Origin of the sequence: Achromobacter pestifer (genome assembly GCF_902859625.1) — a bacterium.
Classification (GTDB): domain Bacteria; phylum Pseudomonadota; class Gammaproteobacteria; order Burkholderiales; family Burkholderiaceae_B; genus Achromobacter; species Achromobacter pestifer.
This window is the reverse complement of record NZ_CADIJX010000003.1, coordinates 705,934-720,906: the sequence shown is the minus strand read 5'-3', so window position 1 is coordinate 720,906 and position 14,973 is coordinate 705,934. Positions and strand designations below refer to the sequence as shown.

Sequence of the window (14,973 nt, the reverse complement as noted above, 5' to 3'; positions counted from 1 at the left end):
TCCAGTCTGACACCTTGGATAAGGTGGGATTCGTTGCGTATGGCCTTCGTTGCAATTCGAAGCCCCCTGCCAGCCCAGTTGACCTATGCTGGTCTGCCCGGCCTTCCGCGGCCGCCTTCCGCAGGAGCCAAGCATGTTGGACCATATCGAGATTCACGTGAGCGACTTTGAGCGCAGCCGGGCGTTCTACCTGAGCGCGCTTGCGGCGTTGGGTTATGTCGCACGCAAACAGTTGCCCACCGGCATGGGCTTCGGCGTAGGCGAGCCCGACGACGCCGGCGACCCGGGCGGCGAATTCTGGATTCACCAGGGCACGCCCAGCACCCCGCGCGTGCATGTGGCCTTTCGGGCCCGCAGCCGTGCCGAGGTCGACGCCTTCCACCGGGCGGCGCTGGCGGGCGGCGGTAGCGATAACGGCGTGCCTGGCATTCGCCCGCAATATCACCCGCACTATTACGGCGCCTTCATCTTGGACCCCGACGGATACAACGTGGAAGCGGTGTACCACCGCCCCGCCTGATCGCATTGCACCCCTTGGGGCGGGACAGCGTGGTGGCCGAGCAGCCGGCTGCCTCATCCCAGCCCTATCACGCCCGCTACAGCACCAACGGGTTCCCTCTCAGCCTGACCTCGGCCACGGTTCGGTCGCCACGCTGATCCAGCGAGAACTCGTATCTGTCGGCGTACCGCAAGGCCAGGCGGCGGCAGAGATTGCCCAACCCGCCGCCGCTCTCGACGAGATCGAACGGCGCCTGCAACTGGCCCGGGTTGTCCACCTCGATGATCAGCTCGTCGCCCTGAAGGCGGGTACGGATGTGGATCAGGAATCGGTCATGTTCCGCCCGCATGCCGTGCTTGACCGCATTTTCCGCCAACCCTTGCAGCGTCATATGGGGAATGTTGATCTGCAACGTGGCCGGGTCGATCTGGCATTGGTACTCAAGCTGCTTGTCAAAGCGCAGGGCCTGTATGCGTATATAGGCCTGGGCGGCCTCGATCTCCTCTTCCAGCCGGCTCAGCCCGCGCCCGCGCCGATCCAGCGAGTAGCGCAGGTAGTTGGCCAGGCGGCGCGTCATCTCTTCGGCAATGGCGGGGCGCTCGGCGATCTCCGCGACGATGGTGTTGAGCGAGTTGAAGAGAAAATGAGGCTCTATCTGCCGCTGTAGATGCTCCAGCTCCAGTTGCAGGGATCGGGTCTCGGCCTTCATCTTGGACATGCGTTCAGTGCGCGCGGATAGCTCCGCCGACACGCCGAAGTAGATCAGCGTCCAGATGGAGAGTATCCCCATGTAGTAGATGAAGCCCAGCCGATACTGATTGCCCGGCAGTACCCGGATTGATCCCGGCGGGAACAGGTGATGGATGGCGTAGGCGATCGAGCCCAGCAGCGCCGACGCGGCCAGGCACAGCAGTACCGCGCAGGCCAGCACCAGGATGGGCGCGTCGCCCTTGCCCGACCGGCGGCCATGCAGCACGGCGCCCGCGCTGGTCAGGACGAACGCCACCGGCTCCAGCGCCAACGTGAGCCAGAAAGCCGCGACGGCATTGCCGAACACCGCCAGGCGGATGGAATAGCCAACGAGCGCAAGAAAGATCCACCCGACGATCTGAGCGCGCCAGAAGCCCGACGAGGACTCCCCTTGGCTGAGCCCCTGGCTGACGGATGTGAACATCATGGACGCGCCCCCTTCGGAAAGGCCCTGTCCAAGCGCGGTAACACGCTCTGGACATGGCGGTAGCCTTATATTTACCCGCGTATCAGACCGAAAGAATATACTCGCCACAACCCGGGCGCCTGAGAGGAACATGCTACGAGTGCTTATCGTCGACGATGAAGCCCCGGCGCGACGCTACCTGCGCCGGCTGCTCGAAGCCGCACCTGGCGTCCAGGTCGCCGGCGAGGCCTCCTCTGCGGAGCAGGCCCGCGGGCTGATCCGGGATCATCATCCCGATGCCCTGTTCCTGGATATCGAACTGACGTCCGGCACCGGGTTCGATCTTCTGGACAGCCTGAATCCCGCGCCCGCCGTGGTCTTCGTCACCGCGCACAACGACTACGCCACCCGCGCCTTCGACGTCGAAGCGGTCGACTACCTGCTCAAGCCGGTCAGCCCGGACAGGCTGGAACAAGCGCTGGCGCGGCTGCGTCCCCGCGCCACCGGCTACCTGTCCATGCGGACACGATCCGGCACCAAGCTCATCAAGTTCGAAGAACTGACGATCGTGCAGGCGCAAGGGGACTACGTGCGCCTGTGCAGCGCGGCCTGCGCGAACGAGCTGATGCACATCACGCTCAAGCGCTTGGCGGCGCAACTTCCCTGCCCGCCCTTCTGTGCCTTGTCGCGGTCGGTCATCATCAATCTGGAACACGTTTCCCATTTGTCGCAACTCCCCGGCGCGCAGACCGAAGTGAGCTTCATCAACGGCGTCGCGCCTCTCGTTCTGGGCCGCGTCGCTTCGTTGCGCCTGCGGCGCGCGGTAGCGCAGGCATAAGGCCCGCGCGGCCGGGCGCCCCACGCGCGCCCTCAGAACGGCACCATCACCTTCAGCGCCGCGCTGTGGCTGCTTACGTGCTGGGAAAACTGGCCTTCGTACTGTAGGCGGAAATCCACGCTGCCCGCCTTCATCACCGCCAGCCCCGCGCCGATCTTGCCGACCACGTCATCGACAGGCAGCGTGGTGTCGAACGCGCCCGTGCCCTGCGGTGCGCCGCGCAGGCGCGCGCTGGAAGTCCAGTCGTCCTGTGACAGGAAGGACGCGCCCGCATACAGGAACGGACGCAGCATCGCCCCGTTCTTCAGTTCCGCACGACCGCCGATTTCGATCATGGGCGACAGGCCCATGACGAACTGGTCGCTGCCGTCGACCGACAGCGCCAGCGGGTTGGAACCCGACTCCGTGTACGCAGGCATGCGGCTGTAGCTGAAGTCCAGGTCCACGTACGGCTTCACGTACATATTGCTGTATGCGAAGGTGCGGGCGGCGCGCAGGCGTGCATTGAAGCCATACACGTCGGGCCGGCTGGACACGGTTTCCTGATAGCCGGCGATGTCGATGCTGCGGTCCATCCGATAGCCGCCATAACCGCCGCCCAAAGCCGCGGAGAACACCCACGGCCCCGCTTCCCGCTTCAGCACCATGCCGGCGTAGCCGCTGTCGCCGTTGCCGCTGACGCTGCCGTCACTGGCGCGCACATGGCTGCTTTCGTACGCCATGGAGCCGCCAAGGAACCAGCCGGTGCTGACCTCGCGCTGGCCGCCGAATTGATACGTGACGGTGTCGTAATTGAAGCCCGAGGTGCCGCCACTGCCGTCCTGGCTGGTGGCCCGCCCGCTTACCTGGCCCCAGAAGCAATTCTGTTCGCCGGTCATCGCGTCGGCGCCGGTGAACGTGGGGCACGACATCATGCCGCTGGTGAACTGCCCCAGGTTGGCCGCGGCCTGCACTGCTGGCGCGAGGGTCACGCCGGGTGACAGATTGGCAACGCTGTCGCGGTAGGCGCCGGCGCCCTGACGCGAGGCCAGGTCCAATTGCGCGAACAGCGGCGCCAGCGCGGAGTTTCCGCCCGCGTCCCAGATGCGTTGCAAGTTGTTCGCGACGCGATCCTGGTTCGCTTTCAAGCCCATGGAAGATGCATTGAAATCGGCGGATTCGACGCGGATGCGGGTTTCGGGCCCGATCTGGCGCGTCTGGTAGTCAAAGACGGGGCTATCCATGGCGGTCAGCGCCCCCTGCGAACTTCCCTGCACCGTCAGCACGGACAGTTCGCGCTTGGGCAGCAGGGCCTGCGGCAGCACGTCCATGCCCCCCGCAAGATTGGCGTCGCCCTTCACGATCATTTGCGAAGACCGCATCTTGTCGAAGTCCACATCGGCGCGCAGCACGCCGCTGGCGGACTGGGTGAAGCTGCCACTGACGGTCAGGGTCTGGAATTGGCCGGGTTTGCCGATCACGATCAGCCCGTCGTTGCGGACGCTGCCGTTGTAGGCCACGGCGTCGGTGGCCACGGCGCCGGCGTGATTGTCGAGGACGCAGGCCGTGTTGCCGTCGGCATTGGCGCACAGCGTGCTGCCGGACAGCGTGCCGTAGTTGTCGATGGTCAGCGTGGAACCCGACCCGGTGCCGTACTTTCCGTCGTAGCGCGCGGCCACTCCCGACAAGGCGCCCAGCGAGGCGCCTGCATTCACAACCAACTGGTTACTCTTTCCGGACGCAATCCAGACGCCGCTGCCGGATCCCGAGCCACCTAGCACATCCCCGCTGACGACGACGGACACCGCGCTGTTGGAGGCAGTGCCGCTGTCGCTTTGCGCGAATATGCCCACCGATCCTGCACCGGTGGCCTGCAAGGTGCCAGACTGCTGGACCTTGACATTGCTTGCGCTGCCGCCCTGCCCGATGGATCCCGCGAATCCGCCTTGGGGACCGCCGGCAAGACCGCCGCCGCCGCCGATCGATTGCGCGATGATGCCATGCGAATTGGCGCCGACCGTCGTGAGGCTGCCATTGAAAGCAACGCTGACCCAGCTGCCCTCGCCGCCATTGGAGTTGATCGTGAGCGACTGTCTGGCGAACCCCGTCGGATTGAATTGAATAGCTTGGGACACGTCGCCCAAGATGCCCCCGCCCCCGCCGATGGATTGGGCGACGATGCCGTGCCCGCCGGCGCCTCGCGTCGTAATGTTGCCGCTCAGTTCAAGCTGCACCCCGCTGGCGTTTGCGCCCAAGGAGCTGTTCAGCAGACTGCCCAGCTCTATCGTACCCATGCCGCTTGCAGCGCCCGTGGTCGCGATGCCGCCGCCGGCGCCGATGGATTGCGCGACGACGCCCATCGCCCTGGCGCCATAGGTGTTCAGATCCAGCCCAGCGGAAACCGTGACGGAGCTGCCGTAGCCATAACCGCTGGCGTTGCCCGCGATCATGCTGAACTGTTGGCTGCCGGGATTGGCCGCCGAACTGGCGCTGCCCGCCATGGCGATGCCCCCGCCTCCGCCGATCGATTGCGCGACCAGGCCGTAGGCGCTGTCGCCCTTGGTCTGGATGGAGGCCCAGCTCCCGTCAGTGACGGTGATGGCGCCGCCGTTGCCCTGCACGCCGCCCAGCTGCATCTGGCCGCGCGCCTGCGGCGAGCCCGAGCCCGCCATGCCGCCGCCGCCGCCGATGGACTGCAACACGACGCCCGCTGCGCCATAGCCCTCGGTATTGAAGGCATTGACGCCGTTGCCGTTCAACCACGCCGTGATGGCGCCACCCGATCCCCCGTTGCCGCCGCGCCCCCCGACCGCCAGGGTCACATTGGACATGGACACACTGGACGACACCGTGGACGCCCCGCCCACGCCACCGCCGCCGCCGATGGATTGCACCACGGCCGCGTCCGCATAGTCGCCATACGTCTGGGTGTAGGCGCCCAGAATGGCCGGCGCGCTGCTGCTGCCGATGGCGCCGCCACTGCCGCCTGCTCCGCCCGTCCCGCCAACGGCCACGTTGAGCTGATAGGTGGTCCCCGAATCGTTCACCCAGGGCAGCGTAGAGGGGGTGCCGCTATTGCCGCCCACGGCGCCGCCCAGACCGCCGGAGCCGCCGATGCTTTGCGCCAGCAGGCCGTCGGCGTCGGCCCCATAGGTGGTGATGTTGCCGTCACTGTTCAGGTTGATCGCACCGCCGTTGCCGCCGCCGCCGCCGCCGCGGCCGACCGAGACCGAACCGTGGACGTCGGTGGTGCTGTCCTCTTCGGTGGCGCTCACCTCCAGGCCGACCTGGCCGCCTTGCGATGCCCCGCCGCCGCCGCCGATGGACTGCACCAGCGCGGCCCGCGCGCCGTCGCCATGCGTGGTCACCGAACTGCTGGGGTCGATCGTCAGGCTGGCGGCGCCGCCATTGCCGCCCGAGTTGCCGCTGCCACCCAAGGCTAGCGAGATCGACACATTGGCGTCGGTATTGATGCTGCGCCCGGTGGCCGATCCCACGCCCCCGGCGCCGCCGCCGCCGCCCACGCTCTGCACCAGGATCGCATTGGCGGAATCCCCCGAGGTGGTGATGCTGCTGCCCTGCATGACGAGCGACGCGGTGCCGCCCGTATTGCCGCTGCCCCCGCTGCCGCCCAGCGTCGCCTGCAACGATCCCCCGACCGAGTCGCCCGTGCCGATCACCGTCGACGTCGCCGAAGCGCTTCCCCCCGCACCGCCGCCGCCACCGATGGACTGCACGATCACACCCTGTGCGTTCTCGCCGCCCGTCGTAACCCCGGCATTGGTCAGCGTGGCCGTGGCCGTGGCCCCTGCCCCGCCCGCGGCGCCCGACCCGCCCATGGCAAAGCTGACCGCGACGCCGAACGAGGCGTCCTCATCGGGAACGGCAACCGTCAAGGCCTTGGCTACCGACGCGCCGCCCGCCCCACCGCCACCGCCGATGGATTGCACGAGCACGCCATGGGCGTCGCTCGCGCCCGTCGTCACGCTGGAATTGGAAAGGTTGGCTGCCGCCGTGCCGCCGGTGCCGCCGTTTCCGCCCGTGCCGCCGATCGCGACCGCCATGGAAAACCCCACGCCGGCATCGTAGGCGGACGCGGCGCCCCCCGTGCCGCCGCCTCCCCCGATCGCCTGCGAAACGATGCCGTAGCCATGATCGCCCCACGCATAGACCGAATTCCCGGTCAGGTTGACCGTGGCCTGACCGCCTGCGCCCCCACCGCCGCCCGTGCCGCCGATCACGGCCACGCCGTTGGCGCTGCCGCCGTCGCCCCCGCCGCCGCCGATGGATTGGGCCAGCATGCCGATGGACGCCGAACCGTTGACGCTCAGGTTCCCGTTCTGGGTGATGTTCACCGTGCCGCCAGCGACAGCGCTGCCGCCTGCGCCGCCCACCGAGACCAGACCGGCGCTGGCGCCCGCCGTGCCGCCACCCCCGCCGATGGCTTGCGCCACGATGCCGTGCGATGAGGTTCCGAAGGTGTTGATGGCGGTGCGGCTATCGATGTTGACCGTGCCGCTGTTGCCGCCGCTGCCGGCATCGGCGCCGGCATTGCCGAACATCTCGAAATTGCCCGTGGTGGTGCCGCCGATGCCGCCCATCGACTGACCCAGGATGCCGATCGAATAATCCGACTGGGTCGTGATCTTGCCACCGGCAGTTCCCGTCGCGGCATCGCCGGTCGTCACGTTGACCGTGCCGCCGGTGCCACCCACCCCCGCGTTCTCCGGCGTGAAATCGACCAGGCCGCTACTGGTCTCCACGCCGCCGCCCGCCCCGCCAACGCTGCGCGCGGCAATGCCGTGGGATTGGATGCCGTAGGTGGAAATACCGGCGCTGCCGCTCATGGCGACCTGGACGGTGCCGCCATTGCCGCCGTTGGCGCCATTGCTGCTTTGGCGTCCAGGGCCGCCATCGCCGCCCTGGCTGATCACGCTCACGCCGGGCAGGTAGGCGCCGCTGGTGGTGATCGACGAGCCGTCGTTCAGCGTGACGGTCGCCGACGACAGGGCCGAGCCCCCGTTGCCCCCCCTTTCGTCGGTGGTGTTGGTGCTGGTCATCGGCCCGCCGCCGCCATTGCCGCCCAGGCCCACCATCACGATGCCGCCGGACAGAGCTGCCAAGGTCGTCGGTTCCGCCAGGGAATTGCTGGTGACCGAAATCTGGCCGTTGTTGACGGCCGCCATGGTGCCGAATCCGCCGCCCTGGCCGCCGTTGTCGCTGCCATCGCTGGAGGTGAACCCCGCATTGCCCTGGCTTGTGACATACAGCCCGCGCACGCCATTGGTCAGGAGGTTGCTGGTAGCGCCGCCCGCAACCTCCACATTGACCACCACCTTTCCGCTGTTCGTGATGATCGTCGCGGCCGCCGGGTTTCCGCCGCCGCCCGTGCCTCCCCAGCCGTTATAGACGCCGCCGGCGCCGCCCAGCGACTCCGCGCCGATGCCCCAGGCGTAGCGGCCGGCACTGCCGGACGACACCGACACCGAGCCGGTGTTGGTGATATTGACGATATCGCTGTTGCCGCCGTTGCCGCCCACCTGATCGCTGCCCACCGCGCTCATCTGGGTGCCGCCGGCGCCGCCTATGCTGGCCCCGTAGATGCCCACGCCGCCATAAGGCAGGCTCTGCATCTGGACCTGTCCGATGTTGCTGATGTTGACGGCCGACCCATTGCCGCCGCTGCCGCCACTGCCACCGCCGAAGTTATCCGGCGGCGTGCCGCCCGTGCCACCCACCGACGCGCCGTAAATGCCGAACTGTGCGCTGTAATCGTCCCAGACCCCCGGCGCGGACCCTTGCGCAGTCTCCGTCGGAGAGACGTCGGTCTCGGCCGATCCGTAGTTGGTGATGGTGATCGCGCCGCCCCAACCGCCAAAGGTGCCGCTGTCCTTGCCGTCGGGTGAACCCGTGCCGCCCTTCAGGCGCACCAGCAGCGCCGCCTGCAAGGGGTTGGGGCCCAGGTAGCCGCTGTTGACCACGATGTAGTTGCCGCCATAGCCGCCGTTGCCGGTGCCGGAGCCCGTGCCGCCCGTGTAGTCGACAGTCAGGTTGCCGCTCTGGTCCGAAGCGACCGTGCAGGTGGTCGTGCTTGAGCTGGACGAGGTTGGCGTTGGACAGGAGATGTCGGCCATCACCGGCTGTGCCAGGATCAGGCCGATGGCGGTCACCGACATCGAGGAAAGCAGCCCAAGATGGGGCCGCGCGGGCCGCGGTGCCGGCTCGAATACGGCGGCGACACTTCTGCGCGCCGTCAGGTTGGCAGTCAGCTTCTTCATCTCTGGTCCTTTGCGGGCCGCCCTGCCCGTCGCAATCGGCTGGCGGCCGTTTCAACTTAAATCGAAGGTGTTTCGATTTAATTCGTGGACCAGAGAAAACACATTCTTTTTTCGACGAATCGTGGATTTGCTTCGTCGGAATGAATCGCTACCGCATCAAGCGCCGATATTTACGCTGAATATTTACAGACGGATTCAAGTAGATTTCGATGAAAGTAAATGAATACGTCCGTCATCCGCGTGACTCAAGATCGTACTTGAACGTCACGCCTTGTTCGGCAAGCCGCCATCCAAGTTTGGGTCCGGCCTCCAAACAGATTCGCGAGCCTGTCCGTCCTTGGCCGTTTGCTGCGCCCGCCGTGCCTGTTTGTCGGCATACATAAGCTGGTCGGCTTCCTTGAGCGCGGCTTGTAGCGAACTGACGGCAGGATCCACGCTCACAATGCCAAAGCTCGCGCCTCGATAGTCGAAACTACAGTCGGCGGAGGTATAGGTACCGATCAGCGGCTGCGCGAGCCGGTTGCGCATCTCGTTGACTACGCCTTGCGGATCGCCGGACATATACGGAGCCACGAGTCCAATAACAACGAACTCGTCGCCCCCCCATCGACCAAGCATATCGCTCGCACGTAGACCGGCCGACATGCGCCGGCCCACCTCGATCAAGAATCTGTCGCCGGCCTCATGCCCATAGGTGTCGTTGATCGGCTTGAATCCATCCAGATCGATAAACGCCACCAGAACCCATTGCTGCGTCCGCTTTGCCAGAGCGAACAACCGCTCCAATTCCGTCAACACCGCACGTCGATTCGGCAGGCCGGTCAGCGCGTCATAGTTGGCCGCATACCGTTCGTCCCGTCGGCGCATCACGATCTGGCTGGCCGCATGGCCTGATAGCAGGATCAGGACCAAGCCGAATAACGCGACCAGCCCTGCCATCCAAAAGTGCTGTCTGCGCATGGGAGCCAGATGCTCCAACGTAGCCAGCGTAAGCAACTGATATTGCGTGCCAGACAACGGCTGGCGCCGCAGCAAATAGGGCGTGCCGTCGATGAGCCACTGGTCGGCAAGGTCTGCGCTGCTTGTCCCGCGCACATCCATGAGCTCGCCTAGCTCTTCTTCGCCGTCCGGCGGAAGCACCGTGCCGGGCGGCAAAAGCGCCGCGACGTTGCGTAGCATGAACGCCTCTGACGAGGCCGTGATCACGCGCCCCTGGCGGTTCACGATCAGCGCGACATGGCGCCCTGTCAAATAAAGCGCAACCTCTGGCGCGTCAAACTTAACCGTGACTGAGCCCAACGGCACGTCGTTCGAGTCCTCGATACGACTGGCCACGAAATAGGACGGGGATTTATTCAACCGCGCAATACCGAAAGAATGGCCATTGCCAGTACGCAGCGCGTCAATGAGATAAGGCCGGCCCGAGTAGATCATGCCCACGATGCTATCGGGCTCGGCCCAATTGCTGGCCGACACCGTATCGTCCGACATATTATTCATGTAAATGCGCGCATAACGCAGATCACTGGCCAGCGCGTTCATGAAGTCGCCGACCCTGCGCACCAACGGGTCGCGCGCGAACTGCGCAGCGCGCTCCTGCCGTGTCAGTTCGGCCGCACCTGGGGCATCTGTGCGATAACGAATCGCCAGTTCAATCACCAGCCCCTGTCGCGCCACCATATTGGCCACGCTCACCATTTCGGTGAACAACCGGTCCATCACGCGCGCAGTCGTTTTGGCTTCGTATTCAGCGCTTGCCGCCAGTCTCGCCAACTGCGCTGTCACGATTCTCTGCGAAATCCACCATCCAAGGCCGGCCACGAGCGCCAACCAGACGACGGCCAAGCCCAGTGTCACCTGGCGCACGGTGGGTCGCGTCTGTTGTTCACGCCTGGCTTGGTGCAGCAACACGTCGTTCTCCCTCACCTGGCCAATCGTCCAAAACAACTTTCTTCAGTATTCATGGCCCTGTTGCTCCTGGCTGTAGTTTGGCGTCGACGGTGGGTCAGATTCCCACCAGCAATACTCAAAAATAATAGTCATACGCGCATCGATATGCCGCAGATTGCGGGTATCGGCTAGCTCAAGCAGGCGTGATCGGCAACACAATATCGCGGTAGCTTATCTCCGATTTATTTATTGACAGTATTTAACAGTGAGATTTCGACAGTTTGATTTGGCATCTCCGGGCTCACAACCGCGCCATTATGGCTGCCTTGGGGTTGGAGATAAGCGAAAAGTACATTATCGACGTGGGTCCCATTGCGTCACTCAAGTTTGGCTTTTGCTAGAAAAGCGTCATCGGACTTGGGATTTTGAATAAAGTCACCCAACTTGCGACACCCCAAGATTTCTATCAGGGCAGCCCCAAAAGCCAAAAACCCGCATGAACATGAGTTCTGCGGGTTTTTCTTGCCTGGGCTTGCCCAGCGAGCGCCACGGGATCCTCATGCGAGGATCCGGATCCCGGCTCTAGGCCATCAGATACTGCGTCAACTTCTCCATCATGGCGTCGCAAGCCTCCAGCTGCGACAGCTCGACGTATTCGTCGGCCTTGTGCGCCACTTCGATGCTGCCCGGTCCACAGATCAGCACCGACGTCTGCGCCCACAGCTGCTGGAACAACCCGCCCTCGGTGCCAAAAGCGGCCTTGGTGAGTGGCGTGTCGGGCGGCAACCACGAGGCCAGCAGCGCGACCGCCTCCGAGTCGTCCGCCGTGGCAAGGCCGGGATAGGTATTGACGGTCGTGACCCGGGGCGGCTCGGCATCGGGCCGGGCGCCCGATGCACGCATTTTCGTCCTGGTGAGCTCCAACACCCGCTCCAGGATCTGGTTCGGGTCATCCTGCGCGACGTTGCGGATCTCGAAATTGACTTCGCATTCCGCGGGCACGATGTTCAGCGCCGTGCCGCCCTTGATGGTGCCCGCATGCACTGTCGTGTACGGCACGTCGTAGCCCGATTCGCGCGGCCCGTGTTCGGCCAGGTCGTGCTGCACGTCGCGCAGGGCGCTGATCAGATCGCTGGCCGTGTGGATGGCATTGACGAAATGCGGCGCCAGTCCGGAGTGGCCGGCCTGCCCGCAGCACAAGGCCCGGTAGGCCGCCTTGCCCTTGTTGCCGGTGCCGATCTTCATCAGCGTGGGCTCACCCACGACGCAGAGCAGCGGAGCCGGTTCCATGTGTTCCAGCGCGCGCAGCATATGGCGCACGCCCACGCAGCCGATTTCCTCATCGAACGACAGCGCCAGATGCAAGGGGCGCGCAAGCGGCTGACGGGCCGCGCGCATCATGGCCATCACGGCGCAGGCGACGAAACCCTTCATGTCCGCGCTGCCCCGCCCATAGATGCGCCCATCGCGCAGGGTTGCCTCAAAGGGCGGCGAGGTCCAGGGCTGGCCGGTCACGGGGACCACATCGGTATGACCCGAGAGCAGGATGCCAGGCACATTCAGCGGGCCGACGGATGCGTACAAATTGCTCCGCCCGGCGTCCTGCGGGTCCGCCACCAGCGTGGACTCGATGCCGGCCTGCGCCAGCAACTCCCGCACACGCTCGATGAGCTCGATGTTCGGCGTCAGCGTGACGGATTGGAACGCGAGCAATTCGCGCAATAGATCTGGACTGTTGTCGGGAGTCGGTTTGCTCATGGTTTGGGTTTGCAAGAATGCGGAGCGCGCGTGCGCCCTCCGTTCATTTGTTTTCGGGAAGCACGTAAGGATCGAAGAAACTGCCTTCGCTCATGCCGGGAATGTATTGATCCGAGATATAGGAGCGGCAGCGCTGCATGAACACCTCGGTCAGGCGCGACGGCTTCATCGGCTTGTAGGTCGTCAGGCCTAGCAGCATGGGGCGGTGTTCACCCACCAGGCGCAGCCGCACCAGCCGCTTGCCGTCCAGCGCTTGTGTGGACTTTGGCCGCACGTTGAACAGGGCATAGCCGATGCCGTTGGCCACCATGGACCGCACCACTTCCTCCGAACGCGAACGCGCCACGATGTTCGGCTCCAGCCCGACCTTCGCGAATAGGGACATGAAGTAGTCCCGGCTCAAGGGCAGGTCCAGCAGCACCATGGGCAGGCGGGCCAGCTCCTCCAGCGTCACTGCGATCTGCTGCGAAAGCGGATGCAGTTCGCTGACCACCACATGCGGCGGCAGGCGTGCCAGTGCCTCGAACGATATCTCGTCGCCCAGCCTCAGGTCGTAGCTCAGCGCGACGTCGATCTCCAGCGTATGCAGCTTGTCGATCAGCAACTGCTGGTCGCCTTCGACCATGTGCAGCTCGACCTTGTCGAACGCACGCGCGAACCCGAAGATCACCTCGGGCGCGATCATGGCCGTGAGCGACTGGAAGCAGCCCACGCGCAAGGTGCCCTGGATGGTATTGCTGGAGACGGACGCGATCTTGTAGAGGCGCGACGCGCGCTCGAGCAGGTCTTCGCATTCGCTCATGACCTGTTGGCCGAGCACCGTCAGGGCCAGGCCCTTGGACGGATGCCGGACGAACAGCTGCACGTCCAACTCGGTTTCAACATGTGCGATGGCGGCCGAAATCGAAGGCGCCGAAATGTGGATCTGGCTGGATGCCGCGGCGATACTGCCATGCTTGGCCGTGGCGACGAAGTACTCCATCTGGCGCAGCGAAATGCGATTGAGCATAGTCCGAAGTGAGAAAACTGGAGCGGGCTGGAGGGAGGTGGCGTTCCGGCTGGCGGGCCGCCACCGTGGCCCGGCGCCGGCATGCGCCGCACCGAGGAAACGGGTCTCCACTATGCCCGGACAGCGGACAGGGCGCTCCTCGGGTTTTCTCGCACTAGCAGCCTGTCACAGATTGCCGGGCACGCCGAAGCTTGGCGCGGCGCGCGGATCCCGGGCCCGGGTAATGTAGTCCTGGATCTGCGGCTCGTAGACCTTCCAGGCGTCGTAAAGCGTCTCGACGGGGCATTGCTCCACCCAGTCCATGCGCAGGTCGACGATAGGCCAATCCAGCTCCGCCACCACCAGCAGCCCGGCCGAATGTACCGGCCCCTCTTCGCCGCCAGCCGCCTGCCCCGCCAGCATGGCCTGCATCAGGCGTTCGGCAAGCGACCCCGGCGTCTTCTCGAACGCCGACAGCATGGCGGCAGGCACGTCCAGCGATGCCAGCATATTGCCGGCGCACGCGGCGTGCTCCCCCTTTGCGCTGGCCAAGCGGCCCAGCGCGTTCGACCCGGTGAAGATGGCCGGCGCCTGCGTGGCGTCGATGGCCATCAACTGCCGGTAGCTGATGAAAGGACGTTCGGCCAGGGACGCCAACGCGCGTTCGGGCGAATGGCCCTGGCTCATCGCGTCAAGGATGAGCGGCCCCAGGGCGGGGTCGGTGATGTTCTGGCTGACCGCCGCGCCCACGCCTGCGCGCGCGCGGACGCAACGCGCCGCGACCGCGGGCGACGACGATGAGACGGCGGCGCCGAATTGGCCTGTGGCCGGACAACGGGCAATGATGGAGAAAGTCATGACCTGGGCCTCCTGTGGCGTCAATCCGGAATAACAGCGGTCGCGTCGATTTCCACCAGCCATTCGGGGCGCGCCAATGCCGACACCACGATACCGGTGGACACGGGGAACACGCCCTTGAGCCACTTGCCGACCACGAGATAGACCTCCTCGCGGTAACGGGGATCAATAAGGTAGATCGTGATCTTGCAGATGTCCTGGAGTTCGCCGCCGGCTTCCTTGAGCAGCATGTCGATGTTCTTCATCGCCTGCTCTGCCTGGCCCGAGGCATCGCCGATGCAGACGCTCTCGGACGTGTCCAGGTTCTGGCCGATCTGCCCGCGCAGGAAGACCGTGCTGCCGCGCGCGACGACGGCCTGGCACAGATCGTTATCGAGTTTCTGTTCCGGGTAGGTTGCCTTGGTATTGAAGGTGCGTATGCGCTTGTGCTTCATGGCTCGACTCTTTATTAGGGTTTATCCGGAGACCCCGCGCCTGCCTGGCAAGCGGCATCGCATAAGGCCGTGATCTGCTCGCTGATGGTCGGCCCAAGCGGGGCAACCGCCTATTTGTTTTTTCCGGCGTCCCGTCTCGGAAATCCTGACGCGGGCGGCGCGCACGGCGATGCGCGCGGCGGTGCGTGTTCGCCAGGCCTCGAGCCGCCTCGCCCGGCCATCAGGAAAATCTATCCATGCCAACGGAAAAGGCGACTTGGTCGCTCGGATCGCGTCTCTCATCATTGGTTTTCGC

General features: G+C 65.2%; 9 protein-coding genes. 2 read left to right on the top strand and 7 right to left on the bottom strand.

The window, feature by feature from the left end; translation table 11 throughout:
- Positions 1–133: 133 nt before the first annotated feature.
- Positions 134–520 carry a VOC family protein gene (locus HV753_RS14860; RefSeq protein ID WP_175175242.1) on the top strand — a complete coding sequence of 129 codons (387 nt, stop codon included), beginning with the start codon at positions 134–136 and terminating at the stop codon, positions 518–520.
- A 76-nt stretch (positions 521–596) separates the two neighbouring features.
- On the opposite strand, the gene HV753_RS14855 is transcribed toward HV753_RS14860, so the two are convergent.
- Complete coding sequence (locus tag HV753_RS14855) at positions 597–1,676, bottom strand: sensor histidine kinase (protein ID WP_175175241.1); 1,080 nt, start codon at positions 1,674–1,676, stop codon at positions 597–599.
- A gap of 130 nt (positions 1,677–1,806) precedes the next feature.
- On the opposite strand from HV753_RS14855, the gene HV753_RS14850 reads away from it, so the two are divergent.
- Positions 1,807–2,493, top strand: a complete 687-nt coding sequence (locus HV753_RS14850) for a LytR/AlgR family response regulator transcription factor (RefSeq protein WP_175175240.1) — start codon at positions 1,807–1,809, stop codon at positions 2,491–2,493.
- Positions 2,494–2,525: 32 nt separating this feature from the next.
- On the opposite strand, the gene HV753_RS14845 is transcribed toward HV753_RS14850, so the two are convergent.
- The 6 genes from HV753_RS14845 to HV753_RS14820 form a co-directional block, all read right to left on the bottom strand.
- Positions 2,526–8,750 (bottom strand): autotransporter outer membrane beta-barrel domain-containing protein, encoded by a 6,225-nt coding sequence (locus tag HV753_RS14845; protein ID WP_175175239.1) that lies wholly within the window; start codon positions 8,748–8,750, stop codon positions 2,526–2,528.
- 264 nt (positions 8,751–9,014) lie between these two features.
- Positions 9,015–10,685 (bottom strand): sensor domain-containing diguanylate cyclase, encoded by a 1,671-nt coding sequence (locus HV753_RS14840; RefSeq protein WP_425485899.1) that lies wholly within the window; start codon positions 10,683–10,685, stop codon positions 9,015–9,017.
- A 537-nt stretch (positions 10,686–11,222) separates the two neighbouring features.
- The gene (gene argE / locus HV753_RS14835) at positions 11,223–12,398 is read right to left on the bottom strand and encodes an acetylornithine deacetylase (protein ID WP_175175237.1); all 1,176 of its coding nucleotides are present in this window, start codon (positions 12,396–12,398) and stop codon (positions 11,223–11,225) included.
- 43 nt (positions 12,399–12,441) lie between these two features.
- On the bottom strand, positions 12,442–13,407 hold the full coding sequence (locus tag HV753_RS14830) for a LysR substrate-binding domain-containing protein (RefSeq protein WP_175175236.1): 966 nt from the start codon (positions 13,405–13,407) through the stop codon (positions 12,442–12,444).
- 165 nt (positions 13,408–13,572) lie between these two features.
- Positions 13,573–14,244 carry a DUF1028 domain-containing protein gene (locus tag HV753_RS14825; protein ID WP_175175235.1) on the bottom strand — a complete coding sequence of 224 codons (672 nt, stop codon included), beginning with the start codon at positions 14,242–14,244 and terminating at the stop codon, positions 13,573–13,575.
- A gap of 20 nt (positions 14,245–14,264) precedes the next feature.
- On the bottom strand, positions 14,265–14,678 hold the full coding sequence (locus tag HV753_RS14820; protein ID WP_175175234.1) for a RidA family protein: 414 nt from the start codon (positions 14,676–14,678) through the stop codon (positions 14,265–14,267).
- Between the last annotated feature and the right edge of the window lie 295 nt (positions 14,679–14,973).

Coding starts and splice junctions, on each gene's coding strand:
- HV753_RS14860 (WP_175175242.1), top strand. CDS start 134: ATGTTGGACCATATCGAGATTCACGTGAGCGACTTTGAGCGCAGCCGG.
- HV753_RS14855 (WP_175175241.1), bottom strand. CDS start 1,676: ATGATGTTCACATCCGTCAGCCAGGGGCTCAGCCAAGGGGAGTCCTCG.
- HV753_RS14850 (WP_175175240.1), top strand. CDS start 1,807: ATGCTACGAGTGCTTATCGTCGACGATGAAGCCCCGGCGCGACGCTAC.
- HV753_RS14845 (WP_175175239.1), bottom strand. CDS start 8,750: ATGAAGAAGCTGACTGCCAACCTGACGGCGCGCAGAAGTGTCGCCGCC.
- argE (WP_175175237.1), bottom strand. CDS start 12,398: ATGAGCAAACCGACTCCCGACAACAGTCCAGATCTATTGCGCGAATTG.
- HV753_RS14830 (WP_175175236.1), bottom strand. CDS start 13,407: ATGCTCAATCGCATTTCGCTGCGCCAGATGGAGTACTTCGTCGCCACG.
- HV753_RS14825 (WP_175175235.1), bottom strand. CDS start 14,244: ATGACTTTCTCCATCATTGCCCGTTGTCCGGCCACAGGCCAATTCGGC.
- HV753_RS14820 (WP_175175234.1), bottom strand. CDS start 14,678: ATGAAGCACAAGCGCATACGCACCTTCAATACCAAGGCAACCTACCCG.